This is a genomic window from Paenarthrobacter sp. C1 (genome assembly GCF_049315185.1).
GTDB lineage: Bacteria > Actinomycetota > Actinomycetes > Actinomycetales > Micrococcaceae > Arthrobacter > Arthrobacter nicotinovorans.
Window position 1 is genome coordinate 3,224,952 of the sequence record NZ_CP186052.1, and the last position, 17,677, is coordinate 3,242,628.

The window sequence follows — 17,677 nt, forward strand, 5'->3', positions numbered from 1 at the left end:
GCAGCACATACCAAACATCAACACTACGCGGTACGGCGCAGCTGTACTGCTTTGCCTACAGCGAACGACGCCGCGTCCGGGCAGACAGCTTTCCGGCCGCGCGGTACGGTGAAAGAGATCACCAGCCAGTTCGACGATCGGCGGCACCATGACTTCCAACCCAAACAACCCGTCCAACGACGACGAGACTCCCAAGGATCCCCTGGCAGAAATGCTGCAGAACCTCATGGGCGGACAGGGCATGGGCAACATCGATCCCGCTGAACTGGCCAAGGCTGCGGGCCTGCCCAACGATCCCCAGCTGCTCCAGCAAATGTTCGCCCAGGTCCAGGCCATGATGAGTTCCACCTCCGAGGGCCCCGTGAATTGGCAGCTTGCGCATGAGAACGCCCGCCGGGTGGCCGCCTCCAGCAGCGACCCATCGGTCACGGCCCAACAAGCCAGGGAAGTCGACGAAGCCCTGAGGCTCGCCGAATTATGGCTCGACCCCGTCACTGACCTGTCCGCCACAGGATTGATCGGACGCGGCTGGTCGCGCGCTGAATGGGTGGAAGCGACGCTTGGGACCTGGAAGCGGCTGACCGAACCGGTAGCGAACAGCGTTGCCAACGCTTTGTCCAATGCACTCACCCAACAAATGCCCGAGGAAATGAAGTCCATGATGGGCGGAGCCTCCTCCATGCTGCAGAACATGGGCGGAGCGATCTTCGGCATGCAGTTGGGCCAGGCAATCGGTGCCCTGTCCGCGGAAGTTGTCAGTTCCACTGATATCGGTGTCCCATTGGCGGACCTGGAAATGGCACTCCTGCCGGCGAACGTAGCCAAGTTCGGCGAAGGGCTCAGCCTGCCGGAGAACGACGTCCGTTTGTTCCTGGCCGTCCGTGAAGCAGCGCACGCCAGGTTGTTCGTGCAGGTTCCGTGGCTGCGTGGCCACTTGCTCGGTGCCATCGAGGCCTACGCCCGCGGCATCCACATCGACATGTCCCGCATTGAAGACCTGGCCCGGGATCTCGATCCCAGCAACCCCGAAGGCATCCAGGCGGCTCTGTCCCAGGGCGTCTTCACTCCGGAACGCACCCCCGTGCAGACGGCCGCCTTGGAAAAGCTTGAGACTGCCCTCGCTCTTGTCGAGGGTTGGGTGGACGAACTTACCGCTGAGGCCACCGACAAGGTCCTGCCCTCCGCGACCGCCCTGCGTGAGACCGTCCGACGCCGGCGCGCCACCGGTGGACCGGCAGAACATGCCTTCTCTTCACTGGTCGGCTTGGAGCTGCGTCCTCGACGCCTCAGGGAGGCTGCCACCTTGTGGGCCACCCTCAAGGAAGAGCGCGGCATCGCCGGACGCGATGCCATCTGGCACCATCCGGACCTGCTGCCCACCGGCGCCGACCTGGACGATCCCAAGGGCTTCTCCGAGCGCAGGCGCCTCGCCGAGGCAAGCGACAGTGAAGTGGACGATGCCCTTCAGAAACTGTTGGACGGCGGCTACGAAACAGCCGACGACGCTGGTGAAACCGAATCTTCCGACACCCCGGCCGACGAGCCTGACTCCGACGGCAACGATCCCCAGCCGCCGGTTAAATAACCGGGTCCCAAACACAACCGTCAGCAACGGTCGCCTCGAAAGGCGGCCGTTGCTGCTTTAATCCTCGTCCGAGGCTGTATCGGAGTGGTCTTCGGGGCCGGCTTCTCCGGTGAGCCCCCTCGACGTCGCGAAGGCCACTCCCTCCAGGAAGGCCTTGGCCCGCTGGGTCTCGGGGTAGGCATCAACCAACGACCAAAAGTGCGCGTTATGCCCTGCGACAAGCAAGTGCGCGAGCTCGTGTACCAGGACGTAATCAATCACCCACTGCGGCATGGGTTGGAGCTTGTTGGACAACCTGATGCTGCCATCTGCGGGCGTCGTCGAACCCCACCGCGAGTTCTGGTTACCGACCCAACGGACCGACGACGGGACAGCACGCCCGCCGAGGTAGGTACGCGAAAGATGCGCGGCGTGCTCAGCAAGTACTTCATCAGTTGCGGGGCGGCGCTTGCTCCTGCCGGACCGCTGCTCGCCTTGCTTCTTGAGTTTGACGAGCATGCGCCGTACCCATTCACGCTCCTGGGACTTGGTGAAGCTCGCCGGGATAGCGACCACGGCGTTGCCGTCTTCCCAAAATGCTGCGACCGTTCGACGCCGCCTTGTTGACCGGCGCACGACAACCGGAGCTCCGTCGTCGGTCACCTGGGGCACGTCGCGGTCCCCTGCCCGTGCGCCTGCCATCAGAGAACAGCGCTCTCCGCCAAGACCGCCAGGACAGCTTCGCCATAGCGCTCCAGCTTGGACGGTCCGATGCCGGCCAGGCCCGCCAGCTCTTCCAGGGAGGTCGGTTTGGCCTCGGCGATTGCCGTCAAGGTGGCGTCGGTGAAAACGACGTAGGCAGGGACATCGGCGGATTTTGCCTCGTCCTTGCGCCATTGCCGCAGGGCGTCGAACGTTTGTTCCTCGTAAGAGGGCGGGCATTGGTTGCAGCGTCCCACCTTCCGTTCAGCGCCGGTGGCGAGCATGCTTCCGCACACCCTGCACGACGCCGGTGCGGCAGCTTTCCTGCGCACCGGGCCTGTCCTGCTACGGGCATTTGCGGACGCCACGGAGTCGGGGCGAAGGCCGTCCAGGAACCTCGATGGTTTACGGTTGGCCCTCCCGCCGGGTGTGCGGGCCGTTGACCATGACAGGTTCAGGTGTTCACGTGCGCGGGTGATGCCCACGTAGAGCAACCGCCGTTCCTCGTCCACGTCTTCGGGCGTATCGGCGAAGGAGATCGGCATCAGGCCTTCGCTGAGGCCCACCAGGAACACTGCGTCCCATTCGAGGCCCTTGGCAGAGTGGAGCGAAGCAAGCGTGACACCCTGGACCGTCGGGGCATGTTGGGCCACGGAACGTTCCTGGAGCTCGTTGACGAACTCAGCCAACGTGAATGACTCACCGCGGCTCACAGCCAACTCGTCAGCCAGGGCAACCAGCGCGGCCAAAGACTCCCAGCGCTCACGGAGGGCTCCCCCGTTATGCGGCGCAGCTTCGGTGTATCCCAGGGACGCTACGATGTCCCGAACGATCTGGCCCAGGGGCTCCTGGGGGCCCTCCGCAACGGCCCGGGTGGCAGCCCGGAGTTGCAGGATGGCATCACGGACTTCCTTTCGGGCGAAGAACCGTTCACCACCACGAAGCTGGTAACCGATGCCCGCAGATGCCAACGCCTGTTCATAAGCCTCGGATTGACCATTGGTACGGAAAAGGATGGCTATCTCGCTGGCCTGGACCCCGGCATCGAGCAGCTCCTGGATCCTGCCTGCGACGACAGCTGCCTCGGCCTCGTCGTCCGGGCACTCCATGAACTTCGGTTCCGGACCGGACGGTCGTTGGGCCACGAGCTTGAGGGGCGGCGCCCATGCGGCATCGGCGACGGGTCCCCCGCTCCGCCGGGATCCGAGAAGATCGTTGGCCAGCTTCACGACCTGGGGTGTGGACCGGTAGTCACGGATGAGCTTGACCACGCTTGCACCAGGGAATTGGGTTTTGAATCCCAACAGGTGCTTGGGAGAGGCTCCTGTGAAGGAATAGATGGTCTGACTGGCGTCTCCGACCACGCACAACTCATCGCGGCCACCAAGCCATAAATCCAGGAGCCGCTGCTGGAGCGGGGAAACATCCTGGTACTCATCCACCACAAAATGCCGGTACTGCTCGCGAACGGTCGCAGCCACCTTGGGATCCTCCTGGAGAATTCCCACTGTAATGAGCAGGACATCTTCGAAATCGATGACGTTACGGTCAGTCTTGATGTCCTCGTATGCCTGGAAAACCCGCGAAACTGCCGTCAGGTCGAACCCGCCCGGTGTCCCACGGCCCTGGGCGTTCTCCAGGTAATTGGCGGGCGTCAGCATGGATACCTTTGCCCATTCGATCTCCGCCGCCAGGTCCCTGATGGAAGCGCGGTCCGTACTGAGGCGCAAGCGGCGGGAAGCCTCCGCGATCATGTTGGCCTTGTGGTCCAAGAGATTCGGCAAGGTACCGCCAATGGCTTGCGGCCAGAAAAACTGCAACTGCCTCAAAGCTGCGGCGTGGAAGGTGCGGGCCTGCACATTGGCCACGCCAAGATCGCGAAGCCTGCTGCGCATTTCGGCAGCGGCCCGCGCGGTGAATGTCACGGCCAGCAGCCGCTGAGGGCTGTAGACCCCTGAGTGGACACCGTAAGCGATGCGGTGGGTGATGGCACGGGTCTTTCCGGTACCAGCTCCGGCCAGCACGCACATGGGACCTGTCAGGGTACTTGCCACTTCACGTTGCTCGTCGTCCAAGCCGCCGAGGATGCGCTCCTCAAGTGAGCCACCGGCGTCGAAAAACACCTCTGTCACGGCTGGGGATCTTCGATGACGCCGCCGTACCAGTGCTCGATCAGGGAACGGGCAATCGAAAGCCGCGTGGAAATCGTGATCTCGCCGCTGAGCACAGCTTCCTGCAGCTCATCCCTGCTGAACCACCGCGCCCGTGTTACCTCCACGCCGTCCGGCCTGGCAACGGCGTCGTCAGTGGTGGCCGTGAACCCCAGCATGAGGGACGCGGGGAAAGGCCAGGACTGCGAGCCAAGGTATTGGCAGGCCGTCACGCGGACACCCACCTCTTCTCCGATTTCCCGCACCACAGCTTGTTCCAGGGATTCGCCCGGCTCCACGAATCCAGCCAGGGTTGAGTAGTTTTTGGCGTCAACAGGGCCGCCGCCACCGAGGAGTAGGCGGCCGTCAGGTCCCACCACGGTGACAATGATGGCAGGATCGGTGCGCGGGTAATGTTCCGAGTTGTCCTTGGGACAGCGCCGGACCCAGCCGCCCGCTTCAACCTCCGTGGGGTTGCCGCATTGCGGGCAGTGCGTGTGGGTGGCATGCCAGTTGGAAATCGCACTGGCTTCGATGAACAGTGCAGTGTCCATGGCATCCAAGGTGGCAGCCACATCCCGGAACCCGGCCCACTCGACGTCCGAGGGGATCGTGGCCGTTCCCGCAACCGGGTGCTCGGCGGTTGTGAACAGGAGGACCGGGGTTCCTTCCGGCAACGAGGACGACATCAAGGTGGTACCCAAATAGATGGCGGCAGCACCGGCGTCGGACTCCTTCAGTGCGGTCCACAGGGCGGTGGCGTCGCCGAACCAGAGCCCCTCCGCAGTCACCAGCGCTTTGCGCTGCGAGATGACCATGGCCTTGGCAGTGCCTGAAGCGATGACGTCTTCAACCATGCCGGGTTTCATACGGACGCCCGAACCGCGATCCACCATGGCAGGGCGGACGGGAAGAACAGTGTCCATCAGGTGGTTGGCAAGCGCCGGCGACTCCGTATGACTCATGTATCTACCGTACTGACTCGTACCGACAAAAAACATTTGAAAGGCCCGCCGCTTGTGGAGAGCGGGTGCCGGCACGCAGCCAGGTCGGTCTTTTGGGCCGATCCGCTGTCGATTTGACGCGGATCTGAAGACTCGCCGCGCTGCATCATGGCCATCGGCCGCACTCAATCTACCGTGGAGAGGTGAGAAGAACACCGCTCGAACTGGCCGCTATAGCAACCGCGGCGGTGCCTGGTTTGGCGCCGACGGCTACAGCTTATTCCCCCGACGACAACGCAGACTTCGACTCCGCGTCGTTGTTGGACGCGGAAGGCAAACGCTGGCGGGTCCGTTCGCCGCGCCATCCTGAGGCGAGCACGCGCCTGGAAACCGAATTCATGGTGCTCCGGGCCTTCGCCCCTGCCGTACGGGCCGAACTGCCCTTCCATGTGCCCACCATTGCCGGCACCGTCCGGCAGGGCTCTCTCACTACCTTCGTTTATGCGCACCTTCAGGGATCGGTGCTGTCCATCGAAGAACTCTCGGCCAGCAGCCCGGCATTGGCCAAGGAAATCGGTGCGGCACTGGCTGCTGTCCACGATCTTCCGCTGAGCCTGGTCATCAATGCAGACCTTCCCAGCTATTCGGCCAATGAATTCAGGCAGCGCAAGCTCAACGAACTGGATCAGGCGGCAACAACGGGCAAGATTCCTGCCACGCTCTTGCGCAGGTGGGAGCATGCCCTGGAGGATGTCGCCCTGTGGCGGTTCAACACCTCCGTAGTCCACGGCGATCTCCACGAAGACAACCTGATGGTCCAGGGCGACAACGTCACCGCAGTGACAGGGTGGACTGATCTGCGGATCGGTGACCCTGCCGACGATTTCGCGTGGCTGGTGGCCTCCAACGAAACGTCGTTTGTGGAAGCAGTGCTGGACCACTACACCCAGGCCCGCAGGGAGACCCCGGACGCCCACCTGCTACGCCGCGCTGCCCTGCTCGCAGAGTTCGCACTGGCCCAATATCTGGTCAAGGCCATGGCAGCCGGACATCAAAGCATGACAGCGGAAGCTGAGTCCATGCTGCAGTCCCTCGCCAGCGACATAGAGGACCAGGCACGCCGCGATGAAGAGGCGGAAGCCGCCGAAAGGGAAATTGCGGAGCATCAGGCCGCGATGGCTGCTGCCCACCAACCTGCGGTCAGCGTGGTGGCAATTCCCGACGCCGGTCCAACAGTTTCGGTGGCAGCAATCCCCGCTGCCGAGCCGGCCGCCGAAGGGTCGACTGACTCGCCTGATACGACAGCCTCGGCGGATTCCGCCCGGGCCGGGGACGATGCCTCAAGCGACCATGACGACACGTCCACGGCCGCCATCAGCGTGGTCACGCCACTGCACACGGCGGACCGTTCCTAGGCTTCATTTGTCCTCGCCCGAACCTCACTTGGCTTTCAAGGCCTCGGCAACGATCTGTTCAAGTTCCGCGGCGCTGCCCAGATCATGCGGGCGCACCACTGCGTCTTCGGCCACGTAGTAGAAGGCTGCACTGACTTCCTCCAGGGGCACGTCCTTGAGCCGCGCCCACGCCAGCCGGTACACGGCCAGCTGCACCGCGCGCGTTGCCAGTTGTCTTCCTGCCGGACGTCGTCCGGTTTTCCAGTCAATCAACTGCCACCGGCCATCGGCGTCACGGAACACGGCATCGATCCTGCCGCGGACAACCACGTCACCGATACGGGTTTCCACGGGCACCTCCACGAAGGCCGGAGCACGCTGCGCCCACTCGGACTGCTTGAACGCAGCCACCATGTCATCCAGCCCATAGGCCTCATCAATGTGCGAGTCCGAGCCGGGAGCCTCGTCGAGGTCCAGCATTCCTGTCGTCCCGAAGTACTCCTCCACCCAGGCATGGAACGCTGTACCCTTGCGCGCCGAGATTCCCGGTTCCCGGGGAACAGGCCTGCGGAGCTGGGACAGTACGGCCGCAGGGTTGTCGCCGAGGTCCACGAATAGTGACGCGGAGATATGGCTGGGCAGATGGATGTCGTGGATTGCCTTCCGTCGCCTTTGCCGGTCCAGCAAGAGCTCAGCTTCCTGCGACCACTTTCCGGCCGCACCGCCCAAGGGGGGCGAGGAATGTTCGATGTCGGGATTTTCCATGTATGCCCGCACCATTGCTGCGGCCCGGTCCATGGCCTCCCGACGGCCAGGCGCCAGCCTGAGGCGGGCTCCGGTCCTCGGGTCGGACGGTCCTTCAAGAGGATCGTAGGGAAATTGAGCTATCTCCAGCGAAGTCGTCAAAGGGCTGGTGTCGGGCAAGGCTTCTTCTGACACGGAATCAGGGTGGACGTCGGCCTGCGCGGCAATGCCACAACGTCCGTCACCTTCCTGCCCCAGCCCGGCAAGCGGCGCCAGCTCCGAAAGGAAGGCGGACATCCCGGCTATCCCCGAGCGCGAACCATTCCACGCTGCGCTGGAGGCCCATAGGACGAACTTTGCCCGCGTGTAAGCAACGTAGGCAAGGCGGCGTTCCTCAGCTTCACCATGGTGTTGGACTTCCGATTTGAAGTCCTTCTCTGCATCCAGCCAGCCCTTCTGGTCGGACTGGTCAAGGTCCCACTGAGGAAGGTCGGCGCGATCTCCGCGCAGGGGCCACGGCAATGCCGCGGCGCCGGTACTCCACCGGGAGTCCCTGTTGCTGGGAAACGAACCTGCGTTGAGGCCGGGTACGAAGACCACGTCCCATTCCAGGCCCTTGGAGGCGTGGACGGTCAGCAACTGCACGGCTTCGCGGTTGGTCTCCGGCGGTGCGACGTCCAGACCGCCTTCCTCGGAGGCGGCTGCCTCCAGCCAGGACAGGAAGGCCAGAAGATCGATCCGCTGCGAGGTCTGGAGGAAGTTCGCCGCGGCGTCCTGGAAGGCATCCAGGTTTCGTCGCGCCTGATGAATGCTGACCCCCGGCTTGGCGGCAACTTCGATGTCGAGGAGCATGGCCCGCTCCACCTCGCCCAGCAGCGTGGTGAGGTCATCGCCGATGAAACTCCTCAGGGAGCGCAGTTCCGCGGCAAGGGTGTTCAGGCGATCCAAGGCCGCACCGCTCAAGCTCCTTCCATGGCCGGAAGTCCACCCCGGCCTGGGCAGGTAGTCAAGAGCCTCCACCAGGCTGGCGGCGTCGGTGATATCGCTTTCCACCACCACGGCCGATGCTTCCTCGTCAGTTTCGCTCGCTTCACCTTGTGCGTCCGGGGCGGACCGACGCCGGGCGAGGAACCTGGACCAGTCGCTGAAAGCCATCAGGTCCGCCGGACCAATCCGCCAGCGTGCCCCGGCAAGCAACCTCATCAGGGCATCAGAACGTCCTGGATCAGCCAGGACGCGCAGGGTAGCCACAACATCCACGACCTCCGGGGTGTCCAGCAGTCCGCCCAAGCCGACGATCTCGTAAGCGATTCCCTGCAGTTCGAACTCACGGCGGAGGCACTCCATCTGGGCGCGCCGGCGGCACAAAACCGCCATGGTCGGTTTCGTCGGCGTACCGTCGGCCTCTTCTTCGAACACAGTCCGCTGGTAACGCCGGACATCGCGGACGATCGCGGCAGCCTCGTCCTCATCAGTTCCGAACCGCCCGATGACCACGCTGCCGTCAACAGCGGCAGGACTGGGTACCAGCGGCGGGACGGAAACGGTCCCGGAGTCCGTTTTCTCCCCCGCCGCTGCGCCGGCGCCCGCAGCCTTGTTCAAGGGCGCGGCGATGGTATTGGCTGCCTGCAGGATGTTCCTTCCGTTCCGCCAGGCAGTGGTCAGGTAGGACGTAGGTGCCACGGCGTACGACGTCGAATCTTCCCCGGCCGCCTTGTGAACGACCGGGAACTCCTGCACGAAATGGAAGAGCTGACCGGCCGAAGCGCCCCGGAATCCGTAGATGGACTGGTTGGGGTCACCGACAGCGGTGACGGCGTGGCCCTGGCCGAAGAGCCGCGAAAACAGAACCAACTGGGCGTGCGAGGTGTCCTGGAACTCGTCCAGGAGAACCACCTTGTACCGCGCGCGTTCCGTGGCGGCGGCCAAAGGGATGTCCCGCGCAATCCGGGCAGCCAGAGCCACCAGGTCCCCGAAGTCCAGGACCCCGCGCTGGCGTTTGGCCTCCTGGTATCGGACCACCATGTCAGCCACGCTGGCCCGGGTCCGGAGCATCGCCGCCAGTTCCCCGGCGGCCTGTGTCGGGTTCTTCTTAGCTCCGGCCACGTAGGGAAGCTGTTCGAATCCCTGCACCCGTTCGAGCACCCATTCACGCACCATGGCCGGGTCCTGGAGATGCTCGGCGCATTCACCTGCCAACTGGATGACACCGTTGACCAACGTCGACTTTGCGGCTGTGAAGTGCTCATAGTCGCCGTCGTAGGCCTCTACGACTTCGCTGGCCAACTGCCAGGACTGCGCGCCACCCAGCAGGACGACATCACGCTCTATCCCCAAGCGCAGGCCGTAGTCGGACACAATTGCGCTGGCGTACGAATGGTAAGTGGAAACCCTGGGCTCCAGATCATCAGCGCCGAGCAGGTCCGCCGGGAATCCGATGGTGCCATCGTCTTCGGCGGCCACCCGCTGGAGTGTGGCCAGCTTGCTCCTGATTCGACTGGCCAGTTCTCCAGCAGCCTTGCGGGTGAACGTCACGCCCAGGACCTCTTCCGGGCGGACCCAGCCGTTGGCGACAAGCCACACCACACGGTCGGCCATGGTGGCGGTCTTTCCGGAACCCGCTCCGGCAATGACCAGACGCGGCGTCAGTGCGGAAGAAATGATGTCCGACTGTTCGGACGTGGGGTGGTTCTTCTCGCCCAGGATGTCCGCCAGCTGCGACGGCGTAAAACGGGGCTCCGGGGTACCCGCGCCGCCATCGAATGTGGAGGCCCCCACACCGTCCAGGAGTTCAGTGCTCATTCGGTAACCTGCTTTCCTCGCGCGCACAGTGGGCAAATGTCCGGAAGACGGCAACCATGTCCGCCATGACTGCTTTTGCCTGGATCGTGCCGTGCTTCAAACGTTGCGCCGGCCATCAACGCTGCGGCCTCATTGACCAAGGCCTCAGCCCAGTTATCACCGGGCTCCAGGGGGTCCTGCTGCTGAACAGCCGGACTCTTGGTCTTGGTACCGAGTTGGGCCAGCACAGCGCCCCCGGGCATGGAAGGTTTCGTCGTTTCTGCGGGGAGCCCGGGACCAGGTTCTTCTCCGGACGGCGCCGCGTCCTGGAACGCACCCTTCAAAACTGCCGCCTGGTAGGCGCCCAACTGCGGATGGTTGGCGACTTCTGCCTTGCCCGGCTGGCGCTTTCCGGTTTTGAGGTCGACGACGACCAGCCGCCCCTCGGCATCAAGCTCCAACCGGTCCACCTGACCGCGGAGCACGGCATGACGTTGGAGGCCTTCGGGGTCCAGGTCCCCGGCGGGTACCGCATCAAGCCTGACGTCAGGAAGCTGGACTTCAAAGTCGTGCTCGACCGCAAGAAGGCTCCTGCCTTCGCTTCGCATAATGAGGACATACTGGGCCAGTTTCCGGACCATGAGCTCAGCCCGCTGGAAGTCCAGCCGCCCCTCCCAGTTGTCCTTCATCCCCAACGTAGGCCAACGGCGGACGAGTTCGGCCACGTACTCTCCGCCCGAAGCCTCGGGCAGGTCCTGGGCAATGCTGTGGACAAGGGTGCCCAGGCTGCGTGCGAAATCGGTGGCCGCCTCTCCTCCGGCGGCCTGGACAAACCAGTCCAGCGGGGATTTGTGGACCGCTTCCACTTTGGACGGTGAAACGGAGACTGTGCCGCCCGGGGGTACAACCGGGTCCATGGAACTCAGGGGCGCCAGGCCCCACCAGGTGTCCGGATCCGCGCCAGGAACCGGAGGCTCCGAGCTGGCAAGCCTGGCCAGTATCCGGGCGGCCTCCTGCGCAGCCGCCGGCTCCTGGCCTGAGGACTCGTCCAGTTGGACGTGCTGCCGGAGTTCCGCCACGAGGGCCCGCAAAGTCATGGGGCGGTCCACGGGGGTGTAACTGCGTTTGTATTCCCCTTGGCCCAAGGGAGCCACATAGTCCAGGAATGCGGACGGTTGCTCATCCTCAGAGGAGACAGCCGTGCAGATCAGGACCTCACGTGCACGTGAGATGGCGGTGGAGAAGCTTCGCAGTTCGTCGTACCGGATATCCCGGAGCCGGCTGAGCGGTCCCCGGCCCAGGGCGTAATCCACCCCGTGCTCCACGGCATCGGCATACACCGTGCTGCCCAGGAGTTCGCCGCGCAAGCGGGTATTTGGCCAGACACCTTCCTGGAGGCCGGCGACAATCACCACCGGCCACTCCCGCCCGGCAGCACTGGCGGGGGTCATGATTTCCACGCAGTCTTCAAGTTGTGCACGTGCTGCCAGCGTGTCCATTGGCAGCTCCTGGTTCAGCAAATAGTCAAGGAATTGCTCCGGCCCTGAGCCAGGAAGCTGGTCCACGAAACGTTCGGCAGTGTGGAAGAGCGCCATCATCGCGTCAAGGTCCCGATCGGCACGGGCCCCGGCGGCACCGCCTTCCAAGGCTGCTTCGGCCCACCGTGAGGACAAGCCCGTGGCTTGCCACAACGCCCAGAGAACTGATTCGGCGTTGGCTCCGGGTTCGGCGACGGCTGCAACACCGGCCGAGATTGTTCGAGCGAGTCGTCGGGCAGCACTGCCCTCGATACCCAGCGATGCCAACGCACCCGGTTCAAGCAGGGCCTCCACCAGCAGCGCGTCGCTGGACCGGCCGCCACCTCCAAGAAGTTCCTCACGCCGCAGTGACTGACGGAGTCTTCGCAGTTCAATGGCCGTAGCCCCGCCGATGCGGGAGGTCAGGAGTGATACAGCGGTCTCGGGGGTCAGCTTGACCGGGTCCAACACAACGGCAAATGCTTCAAGAAGGGGACGCACTGCGACTTCGTCGCGAACAGCAGAGTCTGCCACCGGAACCCGCACCGGAATGCCTTGTCCACCCAAGTAGCGCTGCAACTGTGAGATTTGCCCGCCATTGCGGACAATCACCGCGATGTCGCTGAATTCGCGGCCATCCCGCAGCTGCGCTTCAAGAATTCTTTGGGTGACGTAACGCATCTCGTGAACGGCGGAGGGCAGCACGTGGCCTTCCACCCTGCCCTCGGGGAAAAGTGCCGTATTTTCAGCCCCGGCGTGCGGGGGCTGTTCCATCTGCCTCGCCAACTGACCGCCGGAACGCTGCGAAATACGGGCCGCTACCCGGGACCAGGCCTCAGCCACCGCAGGAGCGTGGCGGTGCGTCATGGACAGTGGCCGTTCCAGGACGGCCCGCTCCGGACCGCCCAGGAGTGCCGGCAGCTCCGCTACGAGATCCGGCCGTGCGCCACGGAAACCCTGCACCACGGTATCCGGGGAGTAGGTCACCACCGCGTCCTTACCCTCCGCAACATCAGCCAGGAGTTCGAACACCGCGGGGTTGGATTCCTGGGCGTCGTCCACCAGGAACAACTGAAGGCGCCGCCGCTCTTCAGCCAGGAAGTCCGGGGAGTCCTGGAATATCTGCCGGGCAGTGGTAATGATCCCGGCGGGGTCGAAGGCCTCCGGCATACGGAGATCGAGGATGTCCCTGTATTCGCTGTAGAGTTCTGCGGCGGCCATCCAGTCGGGCCTTCCGCACTCGTAGGCCAGGCCAACCAGATCGTCAGCTGTACGTCCGGACTCGATGATGCGATCGAACAACTGGCGGATTTCATGGCGGAAGCCCCGGGTGGGCAGCGCCGCGGCCAGGTCGTCCGGCCAGGGCAACTGGAAGCCCGGACGCGAGTGGCCCTCCAGAAGCTCCTTGATGATGAGATCCTGCTCAGGACCGGAGAGGAGCTTGGGCGGCCGCGCCAGCGGGAGGACACCTTCAGCTTTGGCGCGCCGGATGATATCGAAAGCATAGGACGCCCAGGTGCGGGCCGGCGTCGTACTGAGGCTGCGGTCCAGCCGACCCGTAAAGGTGTCGCGCAGGGCAGCGGCCGCATGGCGGCCCGGGGCAAGGATGAGGATCTCTTCGGGGTCCAGTCCGTCCTCGCGGACACGGCGGACAGCTGACTCCACGAGCACGGTGGATTTGCCGGTTCCAGGACCGCCGGGCACGAGGATCGGCCCGCTCCCCTGCGGAAGGGAGACCACAGCGAGCTGGTCGGGAGACAAGGCAGGGGCCGCGTAATGGGTTTGCCGCGGCGGCAGCAGCCGGAGGGCTGCGGATGCTGGGCGGGGTTTGGCAGGAGTCGCGGTCACACAGTCATTTCATCATCGGGTACCGACAATATATGGAGTCGACGCTCCAACTGGTCGGAGATCACATCAAGTTGGTCAAAATCCCCGTCCGTGGGCGCCCATCGCGCCGCCGCGAGATCGACGCGCCACCTGCCTTCGCCGGTCAGCAGGAACGCCCGGTACGCACCGTGCAGCGGAGTGGATTCTTCCAGATAGTGCCGGAGAGCGTCGGCTTCGTGGCCGGGAGGCGCTTCTCCGCTTGCCCGCAGCACCCGCCACCAGGCCACGGCGCTGCCGTAGTGGCTCATAACAGCACCAACCTGCCGCGGCCCACCCGAACCGAGGAGTTCGGCAACGTCGCCGTAGGACACCGCCGAAGCAGGCGGAACGAGGTCCACGACGGCCAGGACCGCCGTTACGTACTCCATCCGCATGTGTTCAGCCTAACGGCAGGAGTGTCCTACCCAGTAGTGTCGGTGCCAGCCGGTACCGTGAAAACCATGAGCTCCTGGAACACCCTCTCCCGCGCCGCATTCGACCTCGAGACCACTGGGAAGAACTCCCGTTCCGCACGGATCGTCACCGCTTCCATTACCGTGGTGGACGACCACGGGGAACTCATCGCGGAACACGAATGGCTGGCGGATCCGGGCGTGGAGATCCCCGCTGAAGCCAGCGAAGTGCACGGCATCACCACGGAGAAGGCAAGGGCGGAAGGGCGGCCGGCGGCGGAGGTTACGCGCGAGGTCGCCGGGGTACTCCAGGAACTGTTCGACGCCGGAACTCCGGTTATCGCTTTCAACGCCAGTTACGACTTCACCGTTTTGGCGGCCGAATCCGCCCGCTACGGCGTTCCCCAGCTGAGCCGCTTCCCTGTGCTCGATCCCTATGTGATGAACAAGCAGGTTGACCGGTACCGCAAGGGCAAGCGCACACTGACCGCCCTGTGCGAGGAGTACGGGGTTGATCTGACCAACGCGCATACTTCTGCCGCCGACGCCCTCGCCACGCTCCGGGTGCTGGATGCCATGGCCGGCAAGTTTCCCAAACTCCAGATGCCGGCCTCCAAGCTGCACCAGCTGCAAGTAGACTGGGCCGCATCCCAGGCCGCGGATTTCCAGCAGTACCTGCGCCGCAGCAAGCCCACTGCCGTCATTGAGGGTGAGTGGCCAGTGCTTCCTCCGGTGGACGCCAGCCGCGGCGGTTTCTAGCCCCCGGCCCCGATAAAGGCTCTCTGCGACGCATGTCACACGTTTTTCGGGAACCCCCGGGTGCCCCGTAGTTCAGGCGTGAATTCCACCCGCGGAGCCATAACCGGAACAGTCAGCTTACTATTCAGCTCCAACGGGAACGATCTTCGGGAAAATCGAGGGTGAGCAACCATTTCTTCGATTCACGGCGCCCTTGTGGGCTGGTGACATAATTAAGTTTGGCGGGTTGAAGTCTGCTAGGACAGCCAACCTTTGTATTGCTGCCGTTTCCCCGCCCACCGCGAAACGTCTCCGTGACCCGATGAAAGTGATTTTCTTCATGAAATTCAAAGCCCCTAAGTGGCTGTCTGTTGCCCCCGTGGCCGCAGCCCTGGTGATTTCCCTGGCAGCATGCGGCGGAGGAAGCTCCGAGCCCAGCGGAACTGCCACTGACGCCCTCGCCGGCAGCGACCAGAAGTCGCTGGACAGCTTCACTACCGCCGACGTTACTCCCCTGGACAAGATCGACAAGTCCAAGCTCGGCCTCATCACCGACGGCACCATCCGCGTAGGCACCCTGTCCGACGCCCCGCCGAACATCTTCATCGACCCTTCCGGCAAGTTCACCGGTTACGACAACGAGCTCCTGCGCGCCATCGGCGACAAGCTGGGACTCAAGGTCGAGTTCGCTTCCACCGATTTCTCCGCTTTGCTGTCCCAGGTGGGCAACAAGCAGTTCGACGTCGGATCCTCCTCCATCTCGACCACTGACGCCCGCCGCAAGACTGTTGGCTTCACCAACGGTTACGACTTCGGCTACATGGCCGTCGTGACCAAGAGCGACTCCAAGATCACCGGCTTCGGCGACATCAAGGAAGGCCTCCGCATCGGCGTTGTCCAGGGCACGGTCCAGGACGACTACATGACGAACACCCTCAAGATCGAGCCGGTACGTTTCCCTGACTACAACACCGTCTACGGCAACGTGAAAAACGGCCAGATCGACGCATGGGTTGCCCCGTCGCAGCAGGCCGAAGGCCAGGTCAAGGAAGGCGACAACACCAAGATCGCCGAGAAGGTTGTCAACACCCAGAACTTCACTGCCTACGCCGTGAACAAGGACAACAAGCCGCTCATCGACGCCTTGAACTCCGGCCTGGATGCTGTCATTGCTGACGGCACCTGGGCAAAGCTCACGGCCGAGTGGTACAAGGACCGTCCGACTGCCGCAGAGCAGACCCCCCAGGGCTGGAAGCCGGGCAGCAAGGCCGTCCAGCTCCCGGCCAAGTAACCAAGGCGTTCCATGGATATCCTCAATCAATTAGCCGATACCTTCTTTGACTGGGAGGCGATGGGCCAAGTCATTCCCAAGATGTTCGCCGTTGGCCTGCCCAACACGATCGTCCTGGCTGTCGTCTCGGGCATCATTGGCACCGCCCTCGGGATGCTGCTTGCCCTGATGGGGATTTCCCGGAACGCGGCAGCACGGTGGGTAGCCCGCATTTACACGGACATTCTCCGCGGGCTCCCGCCAGTGCTGACCATCCTGGTGATTGGCTTCGGTTTCGGTCCGATCATTCGCGAACTCACCGGATCCACCAGCCCGTACCCCATGGCCATCGCGGCGTTGTCGCTGATGTCCGGCGCGTACATCGGCGAGATCTTCCGTTCCGGTATCCAGAGCGTTGACAAGGGCCAGCTCGAGGCCACGCGGGCGCTCGGCTTCAGCTACGGCTCCTCCATGCGCCTGGTAGTGGTGCCGCAAGGTATCCGCCGCGTCCTTCCGGCCCTGGTCAACCAGTTCATTGCGTTGATCAAGGAATCGTCCTTGGTCTTCATGCTTGGCCTGCTGGCGACCGAGCGGGAAATCTTCCAGATCGGCAAGGATGCCGCAGCCAACAGCGGCAACCTGTCACCGTACGTTGCAGCAGCGATCTTCTATCTGGCACTAACGATCCCGCTCACACACTTCGTGAACTGGATCGATGCCCGCATGCGCGCCGGCCGCCCGGAGAAGAAGGAACCGGATGAGGCAGCCGCAGTGGTTGGAAAAGGAGCACAGGCATGAGTGAATTCGCTTCAGGGACACTGACCGCGAAGAACATCCATTTGTCGTTCGGCAGCAACCATGTGCTGCGCGGTATCGACCTCCATGTTGAGAAGGGCACCACGGCCTCGGTCATCGGACCTTCCGGTTCGGGTAAGTCGACGCTGCTCCGTGTCATGAACCGGCTGATCGAGCCGGACCAAGGCGACATCCTTCTGGATGGCCGTTCGGTGCTGAAGGACAACCCCGACGAGCTTCGCCGCCGCATCGGCATGGTCTTCCAGCAGTTCAACCTGTTCCCGCACAAAACAGTGGCCGAGAACATTTCCCTGGCCCTGCGGAAACTCCGCGGCATGTCCAAGGAGCAGGCCCGCGATGAAGCACTGGCCCAGCTCGACCTTGTGGGTTTGAAGCACAAGGCCGATTCACGTCCTGCCAACCTCTCCGGAGGTCAGCAGCAACGTGTTGCCATTGCCCGTGCACTGGCCATGAAGCCAGAGGTCATGTTCTTTGATGAGGCCACGTCCGCTCTTGACCCGGAACTGGTGAAGGGCGTCCTCGCCCTCATGACCGACCTGGCCAAGGGAGGCATGACCATGGTGGTGGTAACCCACGAAATGGGCTTCTCCCGCAACGTCTCCGACATCGTGACCTTCATGGACGCCGGCGTGGTGGTGGAGTCCGGTCCCCCGGAGCAACTGTTCACCAACCCGCAGACGGAACGCCTCCAAGGCTTCCTTTCGGACGTTCTCTGACCCCGGAAGTCCTCAAGCCGAACTGCAGAGAAGCCCCGCCCTTCCCGACGATCATGCCAATG

General features: G+C 63.7%; 12 protein-coding genes. 6 read left to right on the forward strand and 6 right to left on the reverse strand.

All coding sequences use genetic code 11. From position 1 onward, the window contains the following. Positions 1 to 148: 148 nt before the first annotated feature. A complete protein-coding gene (locus tag ACNAOU_RS15060) occupies positions 149 to 1,585 on the forward strand; it encodes a zinc-dependent metalloprotease (RefSeq protein WP_039242198.1) in 1,437 nt (478 codons plus the stop codon). A 57-nt stretch (positions 1,586 to 1,642) separates the two neighbouring features. Here ACNAOU_RS15060 and ACNAOU_RS15065 read toward each other — a convergent pair whose 3' ends face one another. Genes ACNAOU_RS15065 through nudC form a run of 3 tightly spaced genes read right to left on the reverse strand, consistent with a single transcriptional unit; the run spans position 1,643 to position 5,381 of the window. Further along, positions 1,643 to 2,266, reverse strand: coding sequence for a YgjP-like metallopeptidase domain-containing protein (locus ACNAOU_RS15065; protein ID WP_018776490.1), 624 nt, complete (start codon positions 2,264 to 2,266; stop codon positions 1,643 to 1,645). Continuing rightward, a complete protein-coding gene (locus ACNAOU_RS15070; protein WP_018776491.1) occupies positions 2,266 to 4,398 on the reverse strand; it encodes an ATP-dependent DNA helicase UvrD2 in 2,133 nt (710 codons plus the stop codon). Before ACNAOU_RS15070 ends, ACNAOU_RS15065 begins: the two co-directional genes overlap by 1 nt. Beyond that, a complete protein-coding gene (gene nudC, locus ACNAOU_RS15075; RefSeq protein WP_422757165.1) occupies positions 4,395 to 5,381 on the reverse strand; it encodes an NAD(+) diphosphatase in 987 nt (328 codons plus the stop codon). The genes ACNAOU_RS15070 and nudC overlap by 4 nt, the downstream gene beginning before the upstream one ends. 182 nt (positions 5,382 to 5,563) lie before the next feature. Here nudC and ACNAOU_RS15080 point away from each other — a divergent pair, with 182 nt between their 5' ends. Continuing rightward, positions 5,564 to 6,775 carry a macrolide 2'-phosphotransferase gene (locus tag ACNAOU_RS15080; protein ID WP_275775510.1) on the forward strand — a complete coding sequence of 404 codons (1,212 nt, stop codon included), beginning with the start codon at positions 5,564 to 5,566 and terminating at the stop codon, positions 6,773 to 6,775. Positions 6,776 to 6,799: 24 nt separating this feature from the next. On the opposite strand, the gene ACNAOU_RS15085 is transcribed toward ACNAOU_RS15080, so the two are convergent. The 3 genes from ACNAOU_RS15085 to ACNAOU_RS15095 are packed head-to-tail and all read right to left on the reverse strand — an operon-like array spanning position 6,800 to position 14,057. Next, positions 6,800 to 10,300 carry an ATP-dependent helicase gene (locus ACNAOU_RS15085; RefSeq protein ID WP_422757166.1) on the reverse strand — a complete coding sequence of 1,167 codons (3,501 nt, stop codon included), beginning with the start codon at positions 10,298 to 10,300 and terminating at the stop codon, positions 6,800 to 6,802. Beyond that, positions 10,297 to 13,644: an ATP-dependent helicase gene (locus ACNAOU_RS15090; RefSeq protein WP_422757167.1), complete on the reverse strand. Its 3,348-nt coding sequence runs from the start codon at positions 13,642 to 13,644 to the stop codon at positions 10,297 to 10,299. The genes ACNAOU_RS15085 and ACNAOU_RS15090 overlap by 4 nt, the downstream gene beginning before the upstream one ends. Further along, positions 13,641 to 14,057 (reverse strand): MGMT family protein, encoded by a 417-nt coding sequence (locus ACNAOU_RS15095; protein WP_018776496.1) that lies wholly within the window; start codon positions 14,055 to 14,057, stop codon positions 13,641 to 13,643. The genes ACNAOU_RS15090 and ACNAOU_RS15095 overlap by 4 nt, the downstream gene beginning before the upstream one ends. 66 nt (positions 14,058 to 14,123) lie before the next feature. Between ACNAOU_RS15095 and ACNAOU_RS15100 the strand changes: the two genes are divergently transcribed. The 4 genes from ACNAOU_RS15100 (at position 14,124) to ACNAOU_RS15115 (ending at position 17,615) form a co-directional block, all read left to right on the forward strand. Further along, a complete protein-coding gene (locus tag ACNAOU_RS15100) occupies positions 14,124 to 14,834 on the forward strand; it encodes a 3'-5' exonuclease (protein ID WP_026266959.1) in 711 nt (236 codons plus the stop codon). A 319-nt stretch (positions 14,835 to 15,153) separates the two neighbouring features. After that, a complete protein-coding gene (locus ACNAOU_RS15105; RefSeq protein WP_026266960.1) occupies positions 15,154 to 16,104 on the forward strand; it encodes an ABC transporter substrate-binding protein in 951 nt (316 codons plus the stop codon). Positions 16,105 to 16,116: 12 nt separating this feature from the next. Further along, positions 16,117 to 16,881 (forward strand): amino acid ABC transporter permease, encoded by a 765-nt coding sequence (locus tag ACNAOU_RS15110; protein WP_018776499.1) that lies wholly within the window; start codon positions 16,117 to 16,119, stop codon positions 16,879 to 16,881. Further along, on the forward strand, positions 16,878 to 17,615 hold the full coding sequence (locus ACNAOU_RS15115; RefSeq protein ID WP_018776500.1) for an amino acid ABC transporter ATP-binding protein: 738 nt from the start codon (positions 16,878 to 16,880) through the stop codon (positions 17,613 to 17,615). The genes ACNAOU_RS15110 and ACNAOU_RS15115 overlap by 4 nt, the downstream gene beginning before the upstream one ends. The last annotated feature ends 62 nt before the right edge of the window (positions 17,616 to 17,677 follow it).